Origin of the sequence: Stieleria sp. JC731 (genome assembly GCF_020966635.1) — a bacterium.
Taxonomy (GTDB): Bacteria; Planctomycetota; Planctomycetia; order Pirellulales; family Pirellulaceae; genus Stieleria.
This window is the reverse complement of sequence record NZ_JAJKFQ010000011.1, coordinates 440,302-461,114: the sequence shown is the minus strand read 5'-3', so window position 1 is coordinate 461,114 and position 20,813 is coordinate 440,302. Positions and strand designations below refer to the sequence as shown.

18 protein-coding genes are annotated in these 20,813 nt (G+C 53.0%); 5 read left to right on the top strand and 13 right to left on the bottom strand.

Translation table 11 applies throughout. The annotated features are described in order from the left end of the window. Window positions 1–88: 88 nt before the first annotated feature. Window positions 89–337 carry a hypothetical protein gene (locus tag LOC67_RS18620; RefSeq protein WP_230264208.1) on the bottom strand — a complete coding sequence of 83 codons (249 nt, stop codon included), beginning with the start codon at window positions 335–337 and terminating at the stop codon, window positions 89–91. 380 nt (window positions 338–717) lie between these two features. Further along, on the bottom strand, window positions 718–1,071 hold the full coding sequence (locus LOC67_RS18615) for a hypothetical protein (RefSeq protein ID WP_230264206.1): 354 nt from the start codon (window positions 1,069–1,071) through the stop codon (window positions 718–720). Here LOC67_RS18615 and LOC67_RS18610 point away from each other — a divergent pair. Further along, complete coding sequence (locus LOC67_RS18610; protein WP_230264205.1) at window positions 1,070–1,729, top strand: hypothetical protein; 660 nt, start codon at window positions 1,070–1,072, stop codon at window positions 1,727–1,729. The two genes, LOC67_RS18615 and LOC67_RS18610, sit on opposite strands and share 2 nt — an antisense overlap. A gap of 13 nt (window positions 1,730–1,742) precedes the next feature. On the opposite strand, the gene LOC67_RS18605 is transcribed toward LOC67_RS18610, so the two are convergent. The 5 genes from LOC67_RS18605 to lpxC all read right to left on the bottom strand — a co-directional run bounded on the left by LOC67_RS18605 (window position 1,743) and on the right by lpxC (window position 7,221). Next, window positions 1,743–2,354, bottom strand: coding sequence for a lactate utilization protein C (locus LOC67_RS18605; RefSeq protein ID WP_230264204.1), 612 nt, complete (start codon window positions 2,352–2,354; stop codon window positions 1,743–1,745). 57 nt (window positions 2,355–2,411) lie between these two features. After that, a complete protein-coding gene (locus tag LOC67_RS18600) occupies window positions 2,412–3,791 on the bottom strand; it encodes a lactate utilization protein B (RefSeq protein ID WP_230264203.1) in 1,380 nt (459 codons plus the stop codon). Between the two features lie 253 nt (window positions 3,792–4,044). Then, entirely contained in the window at window positions 4,045–5,130 is a 1,086-nt protein-coding gene (locus LOC67_RS18595) for a Gfo/Idh/MocA family oxidoreductase (RefSeq protein WP_230264202.1), read from the bottom strand. Next, a complete protein-coding gene (lpxA, locus tag LOC67_RS18590) occupies window positions 5,127–5,942 on the bottom strand; it encodes an acyl-ACP--UDP-N-acetylglucosamine O-acyltransferase (RefSeq protein WP_230264201.1) in 816 nt (271 codons plus the stop codon). Before lpxA ends, LOC67_RS18595 begins: the two co-directional genes overlap by 4 nt. A 370-nt stretch (window positions 5,943–6,312) precedes the next feature. Beyond that, window positions 6,313–7,221, bottom strand: a complete 909-nt coding sequence (gene lpxC, locus LOC67_RS18585) for a UDP-3-O-acyl-N-acetylglucosamine deacetylase (RefSeq protein ID WP_230264200.1) — start codon at window positions 7,219–7,221, stop codon at window positions 6,313–6,315. A 3-nt stretch (window positions 7,222–7,224) separates the two neighbouring features. On the opposite strand from lpxC, the gene LOC67_RS27420 reads away from it, so the two are divergent. Then, entirely contained in the window at window positions 7,225–7,350 is a 126-nt protein-coding gene (locus LOC67_RS27420) for a hypothetical protein (protein ID WP_261366985.1), read from the top strand. A gap of 90 nt (window positions 7,351–7,440) precedes the next feature. Here LOC67_RS27420 and LOC67_RS18580 read toward each other — a convergent pair whose 3' ends face one another. The 4 genes from LOC67_RS18580 to yajC form a co-directional block, all read right to left on the bottom strand. Next, window positions 7,441–8,070: an OmpH family outer membrane protein gene (locus LOC67_RS18580; protein ID WP_230264199.1), complete on the bottom strand. Its 630-nt coding sequence runs from the start codon at window positions 8,068–8,070 to the stop codon at window positions 7,441–7,443. 181 nt (window positions 8,071–8,251) lie between these two features. Beyond that, window positions 8,252–10,339 carry a M28 family peptidase gene (locus LOC67_RS18575; RefSeq protein WP_230264197.1) on the bottom strand — a complete coding sequence of 696 codons (2,088 nt, stop codon included), beginning with the start codon at window positions 10,337–10,339 and terminating at the stop codon, window positions 8,252–8,254. 329 nt (window positions 10,340–10,668) lie between these two features. Further along, window positions 10,669–13,824, bottom strand: a complete 3,156-nt coding sequence (secD, locus tag LOC67_RS18570; RefSeq protein ID WP_230264196.1) for a protein translocase subunit SecD — start codon at window positions 13,822–13,824, stop codon at window positions 10,669–10,671. 134 nt (window positions 13,825–13,958) lie between these two features. Next, entirely contained in the window at window positions 13,959–14,342 is a 384-nt protein-coding gene (gene yajC / locus LOC67_RS18565) for a preprotein translocase subunit YajC (RefSeq protein ID WP_230264195.1), read from the bottom strand. 134 nt (window positions 14,343–14,476) lie between these two features. Between yajC and LOC67_RS18560 the strand changes: the two genes are divergently transcribed. Then, window positions 14,477–15,757, top strand: a complete 1,281-nt coding sequence (locus LOC67_RS18560) for a DegT/DnrJ/EryC1/StrS family aminotransferase (RefSeq protein WP_230264194.1) — start codon at window positions 14,477–14,479, stop codon at window positions 15,755–15,757. A 67-nt stretch (window positions 15,758–15,824) separates the two neighbouring features. On the opposite strand, the gene LOC67_RS18555 is transcribed toward LOC67_RS18560, so the two are convergent. Then, complete coding sequence (locus LOC67_RS18555) at window positions 15,825–17,054, bottom strand: SGNH/GDSL hydrolase family protein (protein WP_230264193.1); 1,230 nt, start codon at window positions 17,052–17,054, stop codon at window positions 15,825–15,827. Window positions 17,055–17,365: 311 nt separating this feature from the next. Here LOC67_RS18555 and LOC67_RS18550 point away from each other — a divergent pair, with 311 nt between their 5' ends. Both LOC67_RS18550 and LOC67_RS18545 read left to right on the top strand, forming a co-directional pair. Continuing rightward, window positions 17,366–17,611: a hypothetical protein gene (locus LOC67_RS18550; RefSeq protein ID WP_230264192.1), complete on the top strand. Its 246-nt coding sequence runs from the start codon at window positions 17,366–17,368 to the stop codon at window positions 17,609–17,611. 64 nt (window positions 17,612–17,675) lie between these two features. After that, window positions 17,676–18,500, top strand: a complete 825-nt coding sequence (locus LOC67_RS18545) for a histidinol-phosphatase HisJ family protein (RefSeq protein ID WP_230264191.1) — start codon at window positions 17,676–17,678, stop codon at window positions 18,498–18,500. Between the two features lie 580 nt (window positions 18,501–19,080). On the opposite strand, the gene LOC67_RS18540 is transcribed toward LOC67_RS18545, so the two are convergent. Next, window positions 19,081–20,328, bottom strand: coding sequence for a PHP domain-containing protein (locus tag LOC67_RS18540; RefSeq protein ID WP_230264189.1), 1,248 nt, complete (start codon window positions 20,326–20,328; stop codon window positions 19,081–19,083). Window positions 20,329–20,813 lie beyond the last annotated feature (485 nt).

The following is a 20,813-nucleotide window of genomic DNA, read 5'->3' as shown; positions in this document are numbered from 1 at the left end:
GGCAACAACGTCGTTGCGATGACCGCAGGATAAATTGCACTTAGGGTTAGCAGGAAAAACGATGAGGGCAAACCGTCGTGGTCTTTAATCAGACAACGATATCGAGCAAGTGTTCCGCAGTCTCGTTCACCCGCTGCATCGCTGCCATCGCAGCTTCGGCGGCTTGTTTCGATCGCTTCATCTGGATGATAGCGTCGACATCTTCTGAACGATCCGGAGTCGCAAGCTTCTCGGCGGCATTGGCGTGGTTGTTCAAATTGATATGTATTGAACTAGCGAGTACCGAATTCACTGGGGTGATCATGGCAATCTCCTCTGTAAGAGTAGCGGTGGCCATTTTCGAGAAGTTGCAAATCTGCAATGAATAATTGCTTTGACCTTCATCACACAGAACCATTCAATGCACCTATTTGCCCCTCCTCTTTTGAAGCACTCAAACATACCGTGCGTACGCTCGCGAAGTTTGCAGCATTCGGGATGTTCGACAGCCACCCGTGACATGTGGCGAACATTCCCGGCAAAATAACCGCTCAGCGATTCACATCCGGTGTCGAATCAGCACACTTGGTCTTAAACAAGACCTACTGTTTTCCCGCAGCCAGCATGCCATTTCACCAGCGTGCTGTTTCGTTCTTGATTCATCCTTGAAAGAATCAGTTGCCATAGCCCAACACGGAAATCAGTCATCGATGCGTGGCTTCATCAGTCGGCCTAGAATTACAACGCGTCACCGAACCATCGTTGTCGCAGTTCACCTATCGGTTCGTACAATGCATCAATTTCGATCGTGTTGACTTGCCACAACCTCTGTCCAACACCCCGCTTCAATTCATCGATTTTGAAGGCGTCGCCAGAGCCTAAGCTCAGCTGAAACGCCGCGTGAAGGTTTCCCTTCACATCCAACATCTCGTGGGGGCGATTACGGACATTGACAGCTGATGCTACGGCATGGTCATTCCAACTGATGCAATCCAATGTCGACGCCTGCATCGATCCGACATTGCCCGATAAATCCTCATGCTCTGTTCTGACTTCTGCCCCAAGCTTTTGAAGTCCGTAGGAGAATAACATGAGTGAACCTGTCCAAATCGATCTTCATAAGCAGCAAGCAACCATCCACCTCGCAGTTTGGGCAGTCATGTCTGTGCTATCGTTGGTGCTATCCGTTTTCGGAATTGCATTACTGCTACCCAAAAGCATCCTGGTCGGCCTGTTCGTCTCCACCGTTGGCGTCATGCTCTTCACATCCGCGTTGTTGATGAGCCTTCAGACGTTTCGCACATTCAAGCTAAAAGAGCCAGTCCTGGAGTTTTCCGAGATTGGTTTTCTGGACCGACGCATCTGCGCAAAGCAGGTTCCATGGCCATCAATGCGATGGAAATCATTTCCGAAGAAGACCGGTGCGATTCAATTTGAACTAGACGCCGAGCTAGACGAAGTGATGATCCCACACAAAACCGACAAGATCATCGACCGGTGTTTCAAGCTGTTGAAATTACCACGCTACACTGTCAGCCACATCGCGACGGGAAAGTCCACGCCAGAGCTTGAAGAGATCTTCCGCAAGTTCAAACTGCCAATTGGCGAAGAGGGCGATGCATCCGTTTCGAATCAGCAGGCTGCAAATCAGCAAGAGACTGATAATCCAGACGCATCAACCGCCGAAGGAGACGCCGTTGCCGAAACGGAGGCGAATACGGAAGAGCTAGCCGTCGCGGCGGCCGGCTAGAGCATTCGATAGATCATTTGTCATCAACGATAAAGACCTGCAACTTTCGGCATCCGTGAGCGCCTAAGACTAGCGATTGTTCGATGTCCGCAGTCTTACTCGGTCCCGAAACGAAAATCCCGAACGGTCCTCCAAAGCCATCCACCCTTTCATAGGCTTGATGCATGTTGGAAACGATTTCGGACTTCTTCACCACGATCGCTAAGTACTGCGCGATGAATAGCAGGACGCGATGCGGCAGTGTCTTTCCATCGACCCAAATCGCACCATTTTCCGCGACCATAAATTCGCCCTTGGCGATGGTCCAATCGACTGTCGCGTAAGCTAATGGGTCACGAACCGATTCAGTCGACACCGTGCCCGCTACAGCTTCGGGCACAAGTGATACAAGATGCTTTGCGGATGCAAACTCGTCAAACGTTTGCAGAGTCTTTCCAACCGCCTCGTATGAACTGACCACATGGGACTGACCACCGACGGCAATCAACATCTCCTGGAACTTCGCTACCGGATCATCAAACGCGATCACGATATTTGGATCGACATCCGGTAACGCGGGGCCTTCGACAGGCTGCGTTTTGATCCGGTCTAAAATCGCTCTTCGAGATGGAGTTTGCTGAATCATCAAAATTGCAAAGTGAATGGTGCTGGAAAGTATCTATTTTCGCGATGGCAAAAAAAATTAGTTGCCACGATGGCGTCGATGCCAGTTTCGAAAACTTTCCTGTGGTGGCTTTGGCATGTCCCTCGCAATCGACCATTTATTGAATCGGTTGTGGGTCATCCACCGAGGCATCACTCTTAGCGATAGTCTTCCGATCGCCCCTGCTGTTGTGAACAGTCGCGGATGGCGAAACAGATGCGAAGCCAATGTCATTGCGACACGTTTACCCATCGGCAGCAATTTCTTACCAACCAGTTCACCACGCCAAGCTAACAGCTGATGGTGCAATGGAATCTTGACCGGGCAAACATCACTGCAAGACCCACATAGACTGCACGCGTAAGGCAAACTCTTATATGAGTTCGGATCACGTGTCGGCGAAAGCACACTGCCGATGGGACCTGGCACCGTCGCACGATAGCTATGGCCACCGCTTCGTCGATAAACAGGGCACGTATTCATGCATGCGCCGCAGCGGATACAGTGCATCGCGGCGCGGAAGGTAGGACTGCTTCGCAGCTTGGTTCGGCCATTGTCAACAAGGATGATATGCAGTTCGCTTTGGTCATCTTTTGGACCGATGAAATGCGATGTGTAGCTTGTGATAGGCTGTCCGGTTGCCGAACGTGCAAGAAGACGTGTGAACACGCCAAGGTCTCGTTGACGTGGAACCAGTTTTTCGATTCCCATGCACGCGATATGAACTTTAGGAATCGAGGTACCCAGGTCCGCATTGCCTTCGTTTGTGCAGACGACAATTCCCCCAGTCTCAGCGATCGCAAAGTTTACACCGGTGATTCCGATCTGACCGGCAAGGAACTTATCGCGTAGATGGCCTCGCGCCGCTTCGGTCAGGTACTTTGGATCCGAAGCACCTGCCTCAGTACCGAGATGCTCATGAAACGTTTCGCCGACTTCTTCTTTCTTGATATGGATCGCCGGCAAGACGATGTGGCTGGGAGTTTCCTTTCGCAGCTGAACGATCCGTTCGCCCAAGTCCGTGTCGACGACGTCAATTCCGTTCGCTTCCAAGTGATGATTTAGTCCGCACTCTTCAGTCAACATCGACTTACTTTTCACGATCCGTGACGTGCGGTGTTCGCGAAGAATCTGAAGCACGATTTCGTTATGCTCGGCGGCGTCTTCGGCCCAATAAACTTTCGCGCCGGCGGCGATCGCGTTCTGCTCGAACTGCTCCAGGTAGTGAGCCAAGTTCGCGATTGTATGCGTCTTTATTTGCGAAGCCGTCTGACGCAGATACTCCCACTCGGGCAACGACGATGCCTGCAGATCGCGCTTGCTGCGAACAAACCACAACGCCCGATCGTGCCATCGAGAGCGATCTGGGTTGGTAACAAACTCTTTCGCAGCGGCGGGGTGCTCAACAATCGGAAGCATCAGAAACTATCGCAGGGCGGCTGAGGCGGGGAGGCGAGTACAGATACTCGTACCATAGATATCTTACATGGCGGGCCCAGCGAATGCGAACAACGCGGTGCCGCGAATGGCCCTGAAAGGACCATTTCCGCCTATCGAGGGAGAGCGACCTGCGAAGGCAGTCACGTTTACGAAAAACGCTTCGCTGGGAAACAGCGAAGCGTCTGTAATTGATCGCCAAATTGGCGTAATTGAGTCGTCAACAAGCTGCCGCCTAAGCAACTTTTCGGAGCCGTGGCTTTGCTTCGATTCTTGTTCGGACCGATGCAAGCGATCCAGTCTCGCTAGGTGTGGCGTCTTGATACCAAGCTCGCTCCTCGATCGAATTCAGGATTTGCTCTGCAATTGCAACCGCTCGAGCACCGGCGGCGCCGCTGACGGTCGGTGAAATGCCAGACTGAATGCTGATGACGAAGTCATGCAGTTCATCCAAAATGGCGTTCCGTGGCTCTAGCTGCTGCGTTCCCAACTGCAGGTGTTCGCTGAACAGTTCGTCGGCGTAACCGAGCGGATTGTCAGTCGCATCTTCCAAATCAAATTCTCGATCGATCAACGCATCGCTGGTCTGCACGGTGTGCAATGCGGGACCAGAGAAATCGATTTCGGCAAATCCGTTTGGACCATACACCTGCATTGATCGAGCCGGTGTCGGACTGATACGTGAAGCTTTCAGGTTGGCAACCAAACCACATTCGAATTCGACGCGAGCTTCGGCGATATCTTCGTGATCGCTGACAACAGCTAGTCCGCTGGCGCTGACGCTTTTCACGGCGGCTTCCGTCATCGAACAGACGAGGTCGATGTCGTGGATCATCAGATCCATAACAACGCCCACATCAAGGCAACGACCTGGAAAGCGTGACGCACGTACTGCTTCGACGTATTTCGAATCGACGCCGATTTTACCCAAGGCAGTAAACGCCGGGTTGAATCGTTCCACGTGACCGACTTGCAAAGTCAAACGTTTCGAGGCGGCCAACATGACAAGTCGGTCCGCATCGGCAGAAGAAATTGCCAAAGGTTTTTCGACAAACAGATGCTTGCCGGCTTTCAGCAATTCGGTCGCGATCTCTGCATGAGAATCTGTTGGCGAAGCAATGACAGCTGCATCGATCGAATCAATTAGCTCACGATAGTCTTCGACAACCGGAACCGAGAACATCTCGGCGGCCCGATTGCGAGCCGGTTCCATCGGATCGCTGATCGCAACCAATTTGGCGCCGTCAACGCTGCCTAGAAGTTTACTGTGAATCCGACCTAAGTGGCCTGCACCGATAACAGCAACTCGCAAACTTGTCATGCCGCTTTCTTCTTTCCTCGTTGGTCTTGGCCACGTCCGTGCCGACCAGAACAAGATCGTTCGATGGAATCAAACAGGTGCTTGATCACCGGACGAATAGGACCATTGGTATAAATCTCTTGACGGGCTTTATCCACACCGACACGTGCACGATAGAGCAATCGAAACGCTTGAGTCAAAGCTTCGACGTCATCTGACGTGTAGCCATGACGCTTCAAACCGATCGTATTGACCGCACGTGGCTTGCTGGGCTGACCATCCACGATTGTGTAGGGTGGAACATCATGCAGAACTCGGCTCATCGCGCTGACAAAACTCAGCTGACCGATACTTGCGAAGTGCGAGACACCAACGCCACCGGCGATCGTGACGTCGTTTCCGACACGCACATGGCCACCGAGCATCCCGTTGTTTGCAATCACGATGCGGTCACCAACTTTGCAATCATGCGCAACGTGAGTGCCGGCCATCAAATAGTTGTCGTGACCGATTTCCGTGATCCCGTCTTCTTTTTCGGTCGCGCGATTCACGGTGCAGTGTTCGCGGAAAATATTGTTGTCGCCAATAATGATTTGAGTCGGCGAATTTTTGTAGCTAGTGTCCTGGGGATCACCACCGATGACGGTGCCGGCAAAGATCCGGTTGTTTTCACCGATTGTGGTTTGAGCAGTGATCACGACATGTTGGTCGACCACAGTTCCATCGCCAATCGTCACATCCGGCCCAATGACCGAGAAGTGTCCGATGCGAACGTTGCTGCCAAGTTGGGCTTTCGGATCAACGATGGCCGTCGGTGCAATAACAACGCTCATATTAAAACGTCAATTCAGGGGTAAGAAAGTGAGCAGAGCCGCGCGGGCAAAGTGACATTAGCGGATGAACCGCTTTGGAATCGAGATCGGTTTGGGATGATTTTTGACGAAATTTTCACAACTCAAAAATCCCGTTATTCCCAACCGCAATCTCTCCTTGGTCCGGTAATCGCCAGGTGTATGACTGACGGATCAACCGAAACTTTAACGCTCCGACGTTTATTCAGAATCGTCATGCAGAAGCGGGAACAAACGAGGTTGCGTACACCGGTCGCCTACCAACGACTGCTACCAGTAGCAACTAAACCACATGCAATAGAGAAGACGCTCTAGCGAATCCGCGAGCGTCTGGGCAAACAGTCCGGATCGATTACGCAGCGCGTCGCTGCGACAGTTCCGATTCACGGTACTGCTGCTGAACCATCAGCTCGTACAACGCTTTCGCCATACGGCCATTCAAGCTATGTCCGCCGCGATGCGAAATAAACTTTCCGATAAGCTCAACACCGACCAGCGACAGATCGCCAACCAAGTCAAGAGCTTTGTGGCGAGCACACTCGTTTCGGTACTTCAATTCGTTGTCGACCGGACCGTCATCGCCGAACACCAACAGTTCGTTGTACCCAACATGACGTGCCACACCGCGCTGGTGTAGGGCGGTCGCTTGTTCGAGCGTCACGAAAGTTCTGGCAGGTGCGACGTCACGGGTAAAGTTGATCGGGGTGCAACTGAATCCGTACGACTGTTCCGAAATTGGACCGTCGCAATCAAACGCCAATTGGTATCCGAAGTGGCTCACTCCCGTAGGAACCGGCGAAGCGGTAATCCAGGATGAACCTTCACGGAGCGTGATGACTTGTTGAATGACAAGGCGTTTACGTTGCTCTGCTTGGACAATCAAACCGGCGTGCGACAGGGCATCGACATAAGGCTTGCTGCTACCGTCGAGACCGGGCAATTCTTCGCCGTCAATTTCGACAATGCAGTTGTCGATTTCCAACGCGTAAAGAGCTGCCATCAGATGCTCGACCATCTGAAACTTCGCGTCACCTGATTCAAGATTCGTTCTCAGGTTTGCGTCGCTTCGATTCAAAACATTGGCATCGCAGCTGGGGCTCGATGGCAAGTCTGTTCGGACGAGGCGGATGCCCGTGCCGATCGGGGCAGGGTGCATAACGACGGTGACTTCTTTGGCCGACCAATAGCCGCGGCCAGAAACAGCACAAGTTGAAGCGATCGTATGCTGATTGCGAGAAAACATCACGTCGAGCCCTCCCATTCGATGATGAAAAAAATAAAAGCGACGGTCGAATTCGACACGTCGCTCTTAGGTGTCTTAAAAAGTCGCCCATCGGATCCGTCCGATGGAATCGCAGTTGTCACGCATCAAATCCGTTCGATGCTCTAATGGCAAAATAAATCCTGCCGGTGACTTCCACGCGACCGAACGAATCGGTCGGCGACTGATTTTTATGACTTCGTTAGTCGGGTGATGGGCCTACTTGAGGCTTGCACCTGGATTCGCAGCGACTTGAGTTTTGATCACTCGATCCAAGTACTGCATCACACCTGGGGTCATGTCCAACTGATCGTCGTGGTAAACGATGTTTTTCATGACGCCACGGATGACAGACTCACCAACACCTGGTTCCATTTCCTCGCTGTTATAGCGAAGAACCAAGTTGATCTTGTAGTGACCGGCGAGGAACTTCACACCAGCAGCGATGTGCTGATAGTTGTCGAAGTAGATCTTCGCTTCAGCGTCAGCTAGCTCTTTACGTTTACGATTCATCTCCAAACGCAACTTGGCATCCATGTCCGTGATCTGCTCTTCGAGAGCAGCATAGTCGGGGGTGCCAGGTGTCAGGTCTTTCAGCTTTGCAGCCGAGAGACGAAGTTGCTCACGCTTTTCCTTCAATTCTGCATCGAAGGCTTTCAGGTCCGCTTCGATCTTTTTTACTTGCGATCGAATGCCTGGGTGATTTTTGAAGATAGAGGCGACATCAACAACCGCAACGCGATGCGGTTCCGTGTTCTGCGCCTGTGCTTGAGTGGCCATGAGACCGGGCGCCAACACGGCAGCCAATCCGATGGCGATTCCATAGACTTGGTGGCGAACGGTTCGCACTTTCGCTCTCCTTGCGTTATGAGTCGCGCGTCCTTATTGCTTCAGAAACATCAGCCGCACAGACATCCTTTGCCTATGATGATTCGGATGAGCTTCCGACACACCGGTCGGTTGACCGATTCCAGTGACAGTTTTTCGATTGTGGCAATACCGCCATGCTGCGTAAAGATTGATCAGCCCATTATTCAGGACGTTTTTCAAGCTTTCCCCGACGTGTCATTTCGCTGCCTTGGCGTTCGATTTTGATCTCAAATTCGTCGCCAGCCGAATGATTCCGAACCCACGATAGTAAATCATTCGTGGTCTGAATCTGTTTGCGGCCGATCGATTTAATTCGATCACCAACTTGCAATCCTGCCTGTGATGCCGGCCCACCGGACGTCACTTCGACAATTTCAACACTGCCTGCCAGCAGAGAAACACGAATCCCTAAATAGGCCGTCATTTGGCGACGGATCTGAATGCGTGGGTCGGTGTCTGCATAAACAGGTCGTCGGGGCATAACCGCCAAGCGATAAGCCACGTTGGAAACCATATCGGTTATGCGGCCTAGCGAACCGAAATCGATTTTGTCGAAATCGTCAGAAGGCCGGTGATAGTCATTGTGCAAACCAGTGAAGAAAAACAGGACCGGCACACCGGCTCGATAGAACGATTGGTGATCGCTTGGGCCATATCCGCTAGCAACTTTATAGAGATCGAATCCCATCGATTCGTTGGCCTCATCAACCAACCCTTCTAAATCGCTTGCCGTCCCTGTCCCATACACCGTCAACTCGTTGTCTCGCAATCGTCCTACCATGTCAAAGTTGATCATGGTGGTCGTCTGCTCGATCGGATATGCCGGATGCTCAACGTAATACTGGCTGCCGACTAACCCGCGTTCCTCGCCAGTAAATGCGATGAACACCATCGTGCGGTGGTTACTGACACCGGAAAGCTTTTCGCGAAGCAGCCGAGCACAAGCTAGCATTGCAGCTGTTCCACTGGCGTTGTCGTCAGCCCCGTTGTGAACGGCGATGGTTCCTGGAGCCAAGGAAGCGTAGCCCCCCATGCCGACATGATCATAGTGGCCACCAATGACAATTGTTTGCGAGGAAAGCGGTCCTTTGCCAGCAATCTGACCGATCACGTTGTCACTTTTTAAGACCGCCGGTTTTAGGTCGACCGACACAGTCGCGGTTGCATTTTCGATAGCAAAGCTTTCGGGGACATAGCTCTCGTTGATTTGATTCTCGATCGCATCAAGAGACTCCCGACCAGCATGACGGACCAGTTGGTCGGCGATGTCGCGGGCGATCGACGCGACGAGAATCTTTGCTGACTCTTTAGTTTGCGTCCCCGCATCGCTTAGATTCAAAACCCCACGCCGCGCGTTTTCGACGTCTTTGCGGATCGACGCGATTAAGCTCTCCGCACGCGCGATTTTATCTTTCGTCGCGGCAATGTTGCGAACCGCTTCGGGTGGCAGATCATTAAGCAACTCACGTAGCTCGACCAACCTCATTTCTTCCAAGGTGATTCGGTCCTGCTCTTTCCCAACCGCATCGCGAATGCTGGCCGGATCATTCACGATCAAGACTCCTGCAGCGCCATGGCGGATCGCGTTTTGAATCTTGACCGCGAAGTACGCATGACGTGTGTTTTGAACCCCGTCGAATCGGCTTTCAGGATCGTCCGCCCCAGGCTCCTTACGCAAGATGACCACGAACGCGTCTTTCACATCGACACCGGCAAAATCATCGTACTGATGTTCCTCACTACTGATCCCGTACCCAGCGAAGACGAGACGTCCACTTACCTCGGCGGAATCAATGCCAACCGAGAGTGGCGAAAAACCATTGCCTAAAACCGCCTTCTTCAGGATCGTATCGCCCGCCCCAAAGTTGAACTCGGCATAGTTCTTTTCGACACTGCGAACTTCACTTCCGACCGAGATCTCAACGGGCTGCAGCCCATCGCCACCGACTAGGTTCATCTCCAAACCGATCGACTGCATCCGCCCTTTGATATAGTCACGTGCCTGATCGATCGTTTCGTCCGTTACGCTACGACCGCGAAGCTCTTCAGACGCAAGGTACTGGATGTCTTCTTGAATCAAGCGAACCGAGTCTTCTTGAACCGAGCGAACAGGATCTTCTTGAACCGAGCCGGGTGCGACATCAACGCCGGAATCGCTGTCGGTGCCGACTTCAACGGCGAAGGCAGCGGGAGCAACAACTATGCTTGCCAGAGCGAGCAACCCAGCCGAAACGCACCTTCGCATCATGCTAAAAAACATCGACTCACCAAATCGGTCACGAATGTCTCAACTGGTGCTTCGACCATGCTGAGCAAGGGACATGTAAGCGTTGCCCAACACCGACAAGAGCAAGAGAACTCTTGGGGACCGTTCGGGCATCATTGTTGAAATCATCATAGCCGAGGATGATGCCGAACCAAAGAACTTCAGAGGCGATTGAACTGTTCTAACCGAAAAGCTCAATCGCACATACGATCAAGAGTTGTGATCACTCGATCACGAAACACCCTCGTACCCAGCTTTGCAGCACAGTTCGCGCTGGTGAAAGGCACAAGGGTGTCAGTACCAGACCCAGGCTATGCAGCCGGCGTGGACTTTTCGCCTCGCTGAACCAACCACAACAAAATGGGGCTGGCGACGAAGATCGAACTGTATGTCCCGACCAGAACACCGACGACCAAGGCGAACGCAAACGCGTGAATGCCTTCACCGCCGAACGCGTACAACAACACGACCACGATCAACGTTGTCAACGAAGTCAACAATGTTCGGCTCAAGGTCTGGTTGATGCTGGTGTTGATCATCTCGCCGGTCAAACGTGGTGCTTTGCCTTTCGTCTCGCGAATACGGTCAAAGACAACGATCGTATCGTTCAACGAATAACCGATGATCGTCAGTAGTGCCGCGACGACAGTCAGACTGATCTTGAATGGATCGATCAGCAAGAAACCGAGAGCATCGGCAACGTAGTAACTGATCGCGATCGCACCCAAGGTGATCAAGACGTCGTGAACAAGTGCTGCCACAGCGGCAAAACCGTAAATCACACGTTGGAATCGGAACCAGATGTAGAGAATGATCACCATCAAACTGGCAAACAGTGCGACCGATGCTCGTCCAATCATTTGACCGGCGACACGGGCACCGACGCTGCTGCTGCTGACCCACACGGGTTCGTTGCCAAGTGACTTCTCGACACCTTGCATGACCTGAGCAGCCTTTTGCTCATCCATCGGCAAAGTGATCTTCCAATTCGAAAACGGAACACTCGATCCGCTCTTCCAATCTTCGGATCCTTCGCCATCGGGCAGCAATTTGACCGCACGGTCGTTCAACGGAATCGATAGCTCGTCAGCGGCTTGCTTGAGACGCTGAATCAAAGCAGGGCCGCTGATTGCAGCCGCTGAATCAGAACCGTCCACACCAAGCGAAATCCGACGAACTGCCGATTGGGCTGCCAGTTCGTCATCTGCAGAATCGGCCGCCGGTTCGGCTGGCTCTTCGGATGTGTCCTGAGCGGCGGTCAACATCACGCCATTGGAATTATCGATCGATGAAGTCGACTCGCCGTCACCGGTGATCGTCACATCGTAAGTCACCAACTCGGCACCACCGGCGTTAGCGAAAGCTGCGACGATTCGATTTTGTAGTTCACCGACTGATTCGATCGACGAGTCAACTTTGAAGACCGTACCTGGCTCGGCTTCGTCCATCTTTACACCGTTAACGGTGAATTGAACGGGGGAACCGTCTTGTTCACCGATGCCATCGCCAACAATGGTTCGAATGTCAGCGGTCGAAGTCGACTCGGCAACTCGGAATTGAACCGAAGAACCGCCAGCGAAGTCGATGTCCAAGATGCCTTTGCCACGGACGACAAGAGAAGCGACACCGATGATGATCAGGACCGTCGAAACAGCCAATGCGATCTTGCCTTTGCCGATGAAGTCGAACATTCCTCCACCAGAGATGGCATTACGGAGACTGTTGACCGAATCGGACATGCTGAGAGTCAACTTGTTGTGACGCTCGGCGATATCAAAGAATGTTCGCGACATGTGAATCGCCGTGAACATCGAGTACAAAATGCCCAAGATCAACGTGACGGCAAAGCCACGAATCTGGTCGGTACCGATCGCATAAAGGACGATTGCGGTGAACAACGTCGTCAAGTTAGCGTCGACGATGGTGACGGTCGCTTTGGCGAAACCGTTGCGAATCGCCATGCGGTTTTTCGCACCTTTGTTGATCTCTTCACGGATCCGTTCAAAGATCAAAACGTTTGCGTCAACCGACATACCGACGGTCAAAACCAAACCGGCCAAACCTGGCAAGGTCAACGGTTGGTTGATTAGAACCATCGTCGCCAGAATCATTGCCAGGTTCAAAATCAACGCGGTACATGCGATGACACCGGCAAAGCGATAGTAGTACAGAATGAACAACAGGACCAAAGCCAGCGAAACGCCAATTGCGTAAACGCCTTTCTTGATCGTGTCCGCTCCCAAAGTCGCATCGATCTGATTCTTCGCGATCGGTTGCTTTGTCAAAGCGGCAGGTAGCTGGCCAGCTTTCAAGACGTCGACCAGTGAACGAACTTCTTCAGTCGTGAAGTTACCGGTGATTCGTCCCTGCTTGCTAATCGGCTGAAGAATGTTTGGTGCAGACAACAAACGGTCATCCATCACGATGCCCAACTGACGCTGGCGAGTCCCCTGGGGCGAATTTTCTGTTGTCAAAAAGCGGAACTTGCGGCTACCTGACTCGGTAAGGTTGAATGCAACTGCGGGAGCACCTTTTTCATCAAAGGTGGTCGACGCGAACGCGAGGTCTTCACCTTTGACGTCAACATCGGGGTTGATCACCATCAGGACTTCCAAGCCGCTCAAACCGTTTTCGTCGATCCATTGAGCTTGCTTGTATTCGCTATCGATCCCGCGAACGCTGTTGGGCAGGTCAACGAGGTCTCCGGTGTCTGGATTGCGGACGATCGCACTTCCGACATCGACACGAAGCGGCTTGACGTCGGACTTCGCCGATGTTTCGCGATCCACTTCGGCCCAACGACCGATAACGCGTCCATCTTCGTCCTGAATCATTTCGCTCAGGCGAACAGCGCGATCAGGTGACGAAGCTTGCTCGGTAGCCAAGTCGATCAGACGCTGGTGGTCGATACGATTGGCAACGATGGCAAAACGAAGGATACCGGCTTGCTGCAGCACTTCTTCGATTGTGGCAACTTCGCGTTGATCGACTTCGGGGATAATGATTTCGATTTGGCTGTCGCCGTAAGGCCGAATCACGATCTCGCGAGTACCCGCGGGGTTGATCCGCTTGGTTAGCGGACCAATCAAGTCCTGGCTTTTGACCTGACTTTCCGATTCGGGATTCGATTTACTGGGGTCAATTTCGTATACCAAGATGGTGCCGCCACGAAGGTCGACGCCGAGTCCGGGCAGACGGTTTAGTAGCACAGCGACGCTCGCGGTGACCGCCAACAGGAAGAAACCGATTCGCACGGAATGTGCGGGCATCTTCAACTGCTTGGCCAGAAAACCACCAACGATGAAGGGCACGATGATGACGGCGAATGCGCCGGCAACCCACAGAAGCTGTTCCCAGGAAACGCCTTTTTGCTGCTCAGCTTGAGCGACCAACGAAGCGAATGAACCGAGATAGTCAGCCGCTGCGCTCGATCCGATCAGCGATTGGGCGAGAGTTAACGATTCCATAGTAGGCGTTCTAGAGTGATGTGTAATTGATGAGCGCTAGGCCCAATTGATTTCGTTTTAACCCACCGGGTTTCTCGCAAGATCGCCTTAAAGGCGACGAGTCACCATTCGGAATTCTGTTCAAAATCTTTGGACTACTCGCTGTCCTTATCTTTTTCTTTCTTGTCGTCGACGACTGTCAGCGCCCAGCGACTGACCTTAACCCGCACGTTGCCGCTTTCGTCCAGTTTTAATGTCAACACGTCGCTTTCGGCATTCGTGCTGACAACCGTTCCGTGCAAACCACCGACCGTCACAACCCGGCTTCCTTTCGTGATTGAAGCCAGTCGTTTGACTTCTTCTGCCTTTCGTCGCTTTTCTGGAATGACGAAGGTGAAATAGAAAATCACCACAAATCCGACGATTAAAATCCACGGACCTTCAAGGATGTGCATCAGCAGCGGTTTATCCTGCGGAGGCACAGCTTCTTCGGCAAACAGCAGAAGTGGTGGGATGAGTTCAACGACGGTTTGGATCACAATCCGGACCGGAGGGGGGACATTTCGATAGCTTTGCGGGCAAAATACAAGTGCGGCATGATATGGAAGGGCAAAAACGGTCACAAGCCCAGCCTACAACTAAGTTTGACGGCTTTTGCGCTTCGACGGCCCAATTGCCACCCTGGCCACCCGATTGGCCGGAAATACGAAGCTCGATCGAGCTATCAATCGAACAAGGCTGGTGGGGCGACTACCAAAGCCCCCAAACCTCCCAACTGGCCAGTCGGCTAGCCGCCATTGCAGGGACAGACCCCAAACAAACAGGGACAGACCCCAAACAAACAGGGACAGACCCCAAACAAACAGGGACAGACCCCAAACAAACAGGGACAGACCCCAAACAAACAGGGACAGACCCCAAACAAACAGGGACAGACCCCAAAGACGTTCGGGGACAGGCCCCGGACGAGGCGATAGCAGCGGAAATTCGCTTGGCCCCTGTGAAAACCTCGCAAAACGTCCCCACTTGGCACTGCCGGCTTGTCAGCAGTGGATCCCTGGCCGTCGAGATGGCTCTACGTGTTCTGGGAGCAGGACAGCAAAATAAAGTTGCGGTGTGTGCTTACGACTATCCCGGAAATCTGCGAGCAATCGAGGCTGTGGGTGCCCGTCCGTACCTTGTCGACGCCGCCTTTGACAGCTATTCAATTTCCCCAAAGCAACTCAAATCGATCCCAGCCGACGAAATCCAGTTCGTGATTGCGTCTCATCTCTACGGCATTCCTGCGGATGTAAATGCCATCAAAATGATCTGCCGGGACAAAGGATGGAAATGGATCGAAGACGCCTGCCAGACCCCGCTGATGCCAATTGCTAGCAAATTCGCTGGAAGCCACGGAGATCTTGGCACGCTCAGCTTTGGTGGTAGCAAACCACTAACATCAGGAAACGGTGGCGCGATCCTGACCGACAGCGCACTTTTCGCCAGCAAACTTAGTTCGATGCTCGAACGCCCCAGCGATGCGTCCCCGCTGAGCCCGTTGCAGGCAGCAGTTTTGCTACCACAACTCGATCGTGTCGCCGAATGCAATCAAAAGCGTTTTGATACAGTGCGCCGCCTCTTAGACGAAGTCGACTGGATTCGACAAGCAACCTTCGGTGTGGAGCCCGCTTCGAGCGCGACCTGCTACAAGCTCGCCTTGAGGTGCCAGAATCGCAACGAAGTGCTGAATGCCATTTCGGAACTCGGTATCCCCTGTGGAGCTGGCTTCCGATCCATGCACCGCAGCAGTCGACGCCGTTGCGACCGAACGGAAGATTTAACTCGATGCCAAGACCTGGGAGATCAGCTCTGCCTGGTCGATCATCGTGCTTTACTTGCCGAAGACGACCAACAGGACTGGCTGATCGAAACGCTTAAGCCACTCGGCGGCCTGGTAAAACTACCTGCCTAAACCGATGCGTGACTGAACCCAAGCATTCTGCCGCACCAACAATTCCGCACAGCTTCGACGGCAGCGGTCACGATGCAACGAACTCGAGTACACGGACGGCATGGCCGTTGCTTTCCGGATTCTTTTCACGGCTAACACGCAAACGGACTTTGTGATCACCGTCAGACAACTCTGATTTCAGCACCACGGTCCGCGGGTAATGCAAACCTCGACTGAAGCGATGATACAAATCTTGCTTTTCCCAAACGCCACCATCGACTGAGTATTCAACCACGCCGGCATCGGGGCCTGCCAAAACGTAGAGCCCAAACGCATTGCCATGAAATGCGATCTCACATTCGCTACTGGGTGATTCGGCTACACAAAGTTCCCGCCCAGCAAAGCGTGAACGGAAGCCCCCGCCGATCGAATCCCAGTCCGGTTGTTTCCACTGCCAATCGTCAGACACATTGACGTTTTCACGTGGAAGAAAATCTCCTTTCGCGAAACTGAAGGGATCCAGCGCTGAAGGAAGATTTGCTGATTCGGATGGTCCCTGATCTGCAGACTTCGGTTTCGAACCTTCGCGAAACTCACATCGCTCGAACACTTGATCGACTAGATCAGCAGCAACACGGTTGCCAGGACGCTTCGGATGAACTCCACCATATTCCAGCCAGGTCATCTTTCCCTGTTCAATCAATCGAGCCAGTTCGACAGCGACATTGCATGTCGAAACACCGTAGCGTTCTGCGACCGAAAGGTGCGCCGCGATGCTGACTGGGACCTTACCGGACTGAACGGTTTTCAACATCGATTCGTTAACGAAAAACACCATCACGATATCCATTTGCGGACGTGATTGGCGAGCGGCTCGTACGATGCCTTCCATTCCACGGACCGCATCTTGATAAGAGTGCGACGCGTCTTGATCATCGTTGACCGCAAACTCGACCAGCAGCAGATCAGGCTCCTTGGCGAGTACATCTTGCTTGAACCGAAAGGCTCCGGTGTGCGAACAAGTTGATGATATACCTGCGTTGATAAAATCGAATTCGGTGCTGGGAAATCTTTCCTTGATCGACTCGATCACCATTGGCCGATAGCCTTCCATCTCGGTGATCGACCCTCCCATGAACGCCACAGTTCCTTCGCCTGATTGAAATGCCGCAAGACTGCTGGCCAATCCCCCGCGAACCTGAATCGACGAAGCGGATGTCTTTGGATCGACATTCGTCGATGTCGAATCGTCGGCAGCCACAGCCGGATGGAACAACAGAGCCGACAGCAGTACGACCACTTGCGCAAACACAGACACCACACCCCCACCGATCAAGGGGCCAGTGTGCCGTCGACATTGTTCCGCCTGCGAGATGGATACAGCTTGATGATTCAAACAAACGCGAGACGCGGTTTGCAAAGGGCGCATGAGCAAATGTGCGTTTAAACTGGTAATTTAAGAAGGTGCCGCGCAGCCAGTTTAACCACTCGGCATTGCCACCGTGTGAGTCGATCATGCGCGAGAATCGACGTCATTGCGACAAAACAAAACCGCCCAACCATTGTAGAAATTCGCCTTAGCGACGATAAAGAAGTTGGCTAATTGATCTTTTTTACCGGAGTATTGAAGTGGATTCATCAATCGTTCTGATCGACGATAAGCACGTTCCGTTGTACCGAATCGTCTGGGTCGCTGACTTGCCTCATTTTTGCGGCGAGGAAGAATGCCAGGTGGAGGGGGAATACGAAGTTCGTCTGGAATCGAACGAATCGCTCTTCACCACACAAAAGGGACGTGACGACGTGGTCGCAGCACTAACACGATGGTGTGGCGACCCGATCGATGATGATGAAGACTTAGAAGGCGAACCCTAAGTTGTCACGTCAGCTAGAAAACGGTTTTACAACGACACACTAGGCTCCGACCCCATCGAGACTGATGCTGTTTGAATCGCATTCACACACACCTCTATGCAAACACGCGACGGGTGATCCGGTTGAGTACGCCGCAGTCGCCGAATCTCGCGGACTTTCTGGGATTCACATTACCTGTCACAACCCCATGCCCGACGGGTTTTCTGCAAATGTCCGCATGGGTATCGACGAATTCGATGAATATGTTGACTTGGTTGCGAAGGCCACCGATGAATTTCAAAACCGGGTCGATGTCTGCCTAGGTCTCGAAGCAGACTACTTCGAAGGCTACGAGGCTTTTCTGGAAAAGCAGCTTGCCAGCGCCGAGTTTCATTTCGTGCTCGGCTCGGTCCATCCACAGATCGCCGAATGGCGTGACAAGTATTGGCAAGGCGACTTGATTGAGGTCCAACGGACTTATTTTAACCTGCTCGCCAAAGCTGCTGAGACCGAGATGTTTGATTCGATCTCGCACCCTGATTTGATCAAGAACTTTACCGACGAAGCCTGGGATACCACCGTCGCGTTGGACCTGATTCGTCCGGCATTGGACCGGATCGCGCAAACAGGCGTCGCGATGGAGCTAAATACCAGCGGTGTGCTGAAGCGAATTCCAGAAATGAATCCGTTTCCAGAGATGCTTCGCGAAATGAAATTGCGAAACATTCCGGTCACCCTCGGTGCGGATGCACACGTTCCCGAACGCGTCGGCGATGGCTATGTGACTGCGATGGGATTGTTAAAGGACGCGGGTTATGAAGAAGTCCGCTATTTTCGTTCAAGGCGACCGATCAATGTCGAAATCGACCAAGCGATCGAATCGCTGGAGAACAGTTCGGCGAATGCATAACGCCAAACGCGATGACGCGCGGCAATTTGATTTTCGGATTAGTCGATTGGGTGTTAGCCCCGGTTGTCCGTGCAATAACCGCCGCTAACGCGGTGCGGCTGATAGGAGTCCAAGTGCGAGAACCGCACGCTGGCGCGTTGCGGCTGATAGGGTAATTTTCATCAGCCGCGGGCGCGCGAGCGTGCGGTTCTGTGTGCAGGGTCGGTTCGCTGCAGGAACCGCGGGCTGGCGCCAGCGGCTGATAAGGCAATGAGCTGATTGAAGAACGATCAGCCGCAACGCGCGAGCGTGCAGTTCTGTGTGCAAGGTCGGTTCGCTGCAGGAACCGCGGGCTGGCGCCAGCGGCTGATAAGGCAATGAGCTGATTGACGAACGATCAGCCGCCACGCGCGAGCGCGCGGTTCCGTGTCCTTTGTCAGGTTCTGCAAGTCATTTAACCGCCGCTAACGCGGTGCGGCTGATAAATCTCCAGCTTGACTTCCGGATTAACCGATTGGGCGTTAGCCCCGGTTGCCCATGCGATAACCGCCGCTAACGCGGTGCGGCTCATGGGGCTGCAAATCTACTTTTAACTCGGCGGCTACTTCGCCCAACCAACTGGCTGCGTCCAAGCTTGCTTTTTCTGATCTTTGAACGACGGATCTGAATGAGCCACGGTGCTGGTAACGACAGCCCGAACGTAGCACTCAGCTTCCTTCATCTGGTAACTCGCCGAGTTACCTTTGGCCGAATGAACGGTCAGGCCAATCTTGTGCGGATCTGTCCCCGGTTTCAGTGTGGTGAAAAAATCGATCTGATAGTCTTCGCCTTCGACAGCATCAACCTCGACAGTCAATGTGCGTGATTCCTCATCGAAGTCATGCCGCAGCAGCGAGACTCCGCTGGACGCATAAAAATCGGCCTTGCGCATCGCATGGATCAAATGCTCTGGCGTTAAGAAACGACTCTTCACCATCACCCAACCACGACCGGGGCGAGAACCGGGACGTCCGTGATATTCGTGCGAGTCGTCGGTGGCGATCCCCAGAATCGGCTGAACGCCAGCCGCATAACGAATCGCGTTGATTTGATCCCACATCAATTCGATGCTGGGATGTTCGTCATCACCGAGATGGTTGACTCCGGGATGGCCGTTGTAGACTTCAAAAAACTGTTCGGCGACAACCGCAGCTAAATCCTCGGCGGTCATCGCGTAGCCAAAGTTTGGATGATTGACGTGTGGAAGTACCGGTCGCCCGTGTGACTTCTCGTGTTCCAAAATCATCCTCAGATTATTCTGCATCGCTTCCCGCACGGTTGCTCCACCGACGGGCTGCAATGCTTCGGCAACGTTGGTCGCGTTGATGTGAACCGGTTTGCCTTCGCTGCGGTCACTGATCTCCTCGGCCTGGATCATGATGAATTCGTTCCGGCTTTCTAGTAACGCACGAAACTCATTGAGCGGCTTCAGTCGGACCTCGGCTTCGCCGTTGTCAGGTGACGTCCGTTGCTCGACCCAATGTTCTCCAAATCGCTGCACATAGCGTTCGACGATTCCATCATCGCTACGATCAACGATCTTCTTCAGACTCATCCAGCGATGGCCTTCGCTGATCACATTGTGATCGGTCAAAGCCAAAAAGTTGTACCCGCGTTCGCGATACCAATCGGCAATCATTTCTGGAAACTGATCCCCGTCACTCCACAACGAATGGGTGTGCAGATTGCCTTTCCAATAGCGTGGCTGATCGTCCACGGTTGTTGACTGTGCGACGGCGGTGCCAAGTGGCAGAACTGAAATCGCCACACACCAAACATTGGCGCAAAAGAGTTTCAACAGAGTCTTCATCGAAATCTTGATTTAGGAGTCATGCGGTGATTCGCCGCGAAGCAGGTTCACCGCGTCGCAGACTGGCCGCGCGAGAACGACCGATCGTATATTTGAGTCCATCCAGAAAGCCACCATTGCGCTGTATCGAATTACGCTGTATCTAATTGGGCGGACCGAAGTCACCACTATATCGCGTATCGAAACACGGCCTGCTGCAAAGCCGAACTCTTCACGGTTGATTCATGAACTTGCCGGCCCCCCGCTGCCCAAACGACGGCAACGCCATTGAACCGTGAAAATCCTTTCTCGTGAGAACCAGAGACGATCGAATTCGTCCCACCGACGGGATTGAACCAAAAATCGGTAGGACATACGATTCCGCAGTAACTTCCGCAGTGACATCAAACGAATTCAGCGTATGATCACGGCGAAAGGGCACAGAACCCTGCCAAACCCCAAACAGCGGCCTTCTGTCGGTCCAGCACGTCTTTAGGGTGTGCATG

Bases quoted from the DNA above. Each gene is read 5' to 3' on its own strand.
- LOC67_RS18575 (WP_230264197.1), bottom strand. From the start codon at position 10,339: ATGATGCGAAGGTGCGTTTCGGCTGGGTTGCTCGCTCTGGCAAGCATA.
- LOC67_RS18620 (WP_230264208.1), bottom strand. From the start codon at position 337: ATGGCCACCGCTACTCTTACAGAGGAGATTGCCATGATCACCCCAGTG.
- LOC67_RS18605 (WP_230264204.1), bottom strand. From the start codon at position 2,354: ATGATTCAGCAAACTCCATCTCGAAGAGCGATTTTAGACCGGATCAAA.
- LOC67_RS18595 (WP_230264202.1), bottom strand. From the start codon at position 5,130: ATGACAAGTTTGCGAGTTGCTGTTATCGGTGCAGGCCACTTAGGTCGG.
- LOC67_RS18545 (WP_230264191.1), top strand. From the start codon at position 17,676: ATGCTGTTTGAATCGCATTCACACACACCTCTATGCAAACACGCGACG.
- LOC67_RS27420 (WP_261366985.1), top strand. From the start codon at position 7,225: ATGATGAAAAAAATAAAAGCGACGGTCGAATTCGACACGTCGCTCTTA.
- secD (WP_230264196.1), bottom strand. From the start codon at position 13,824: ATGGAATCGTTAACTCTCGCCCAATCGCTGATCGGATCGAGCGCAGCG.
- LOC67_RS18610 (WP_230264205.1), top strand. From the start codon at position 1,070: ATGAGTGAACCTGTCCAAATCGATCTTCATAAGCAGCAAGCAACCATC.
- LOC67_RS18600 (WP_230264203.1), bottom strand. From the start codon at position 3,791: ATGCTTCCGATTGTTGAGCACCCCGCCGCTGCGAAAGAGTTTGTTACC.
- LOC67_RS18540 (WP_230264189.1), bottom strand. From the start codon at position 20,328: ATGAAGACTCTGTTGAAACTCTTTTGCGCCAATGTTTGGTGTGTGGCG.
- LOC67_RS18615 (WP_230264206.1), bottom strand. From the start codon at position 1,071: ATGTTATTCTCCTACGGACTTCAAAAGCTTGGGGCAGAAGTCAGAACA.
- lpxC (WP_230264200.1), bottom strand. From the start codon at position 7,221: ATGGGAGGGCTCGACGTGATGTTTTCTCGCAATCAGCATACGATCGCT.
- lpxA (WP_230264201.1), bottom strand. From the start codon at position 5,942: ATGAGCGTTGTTATTGCACCGACGGCCATCGTTGATCCGAAAGCCCAA.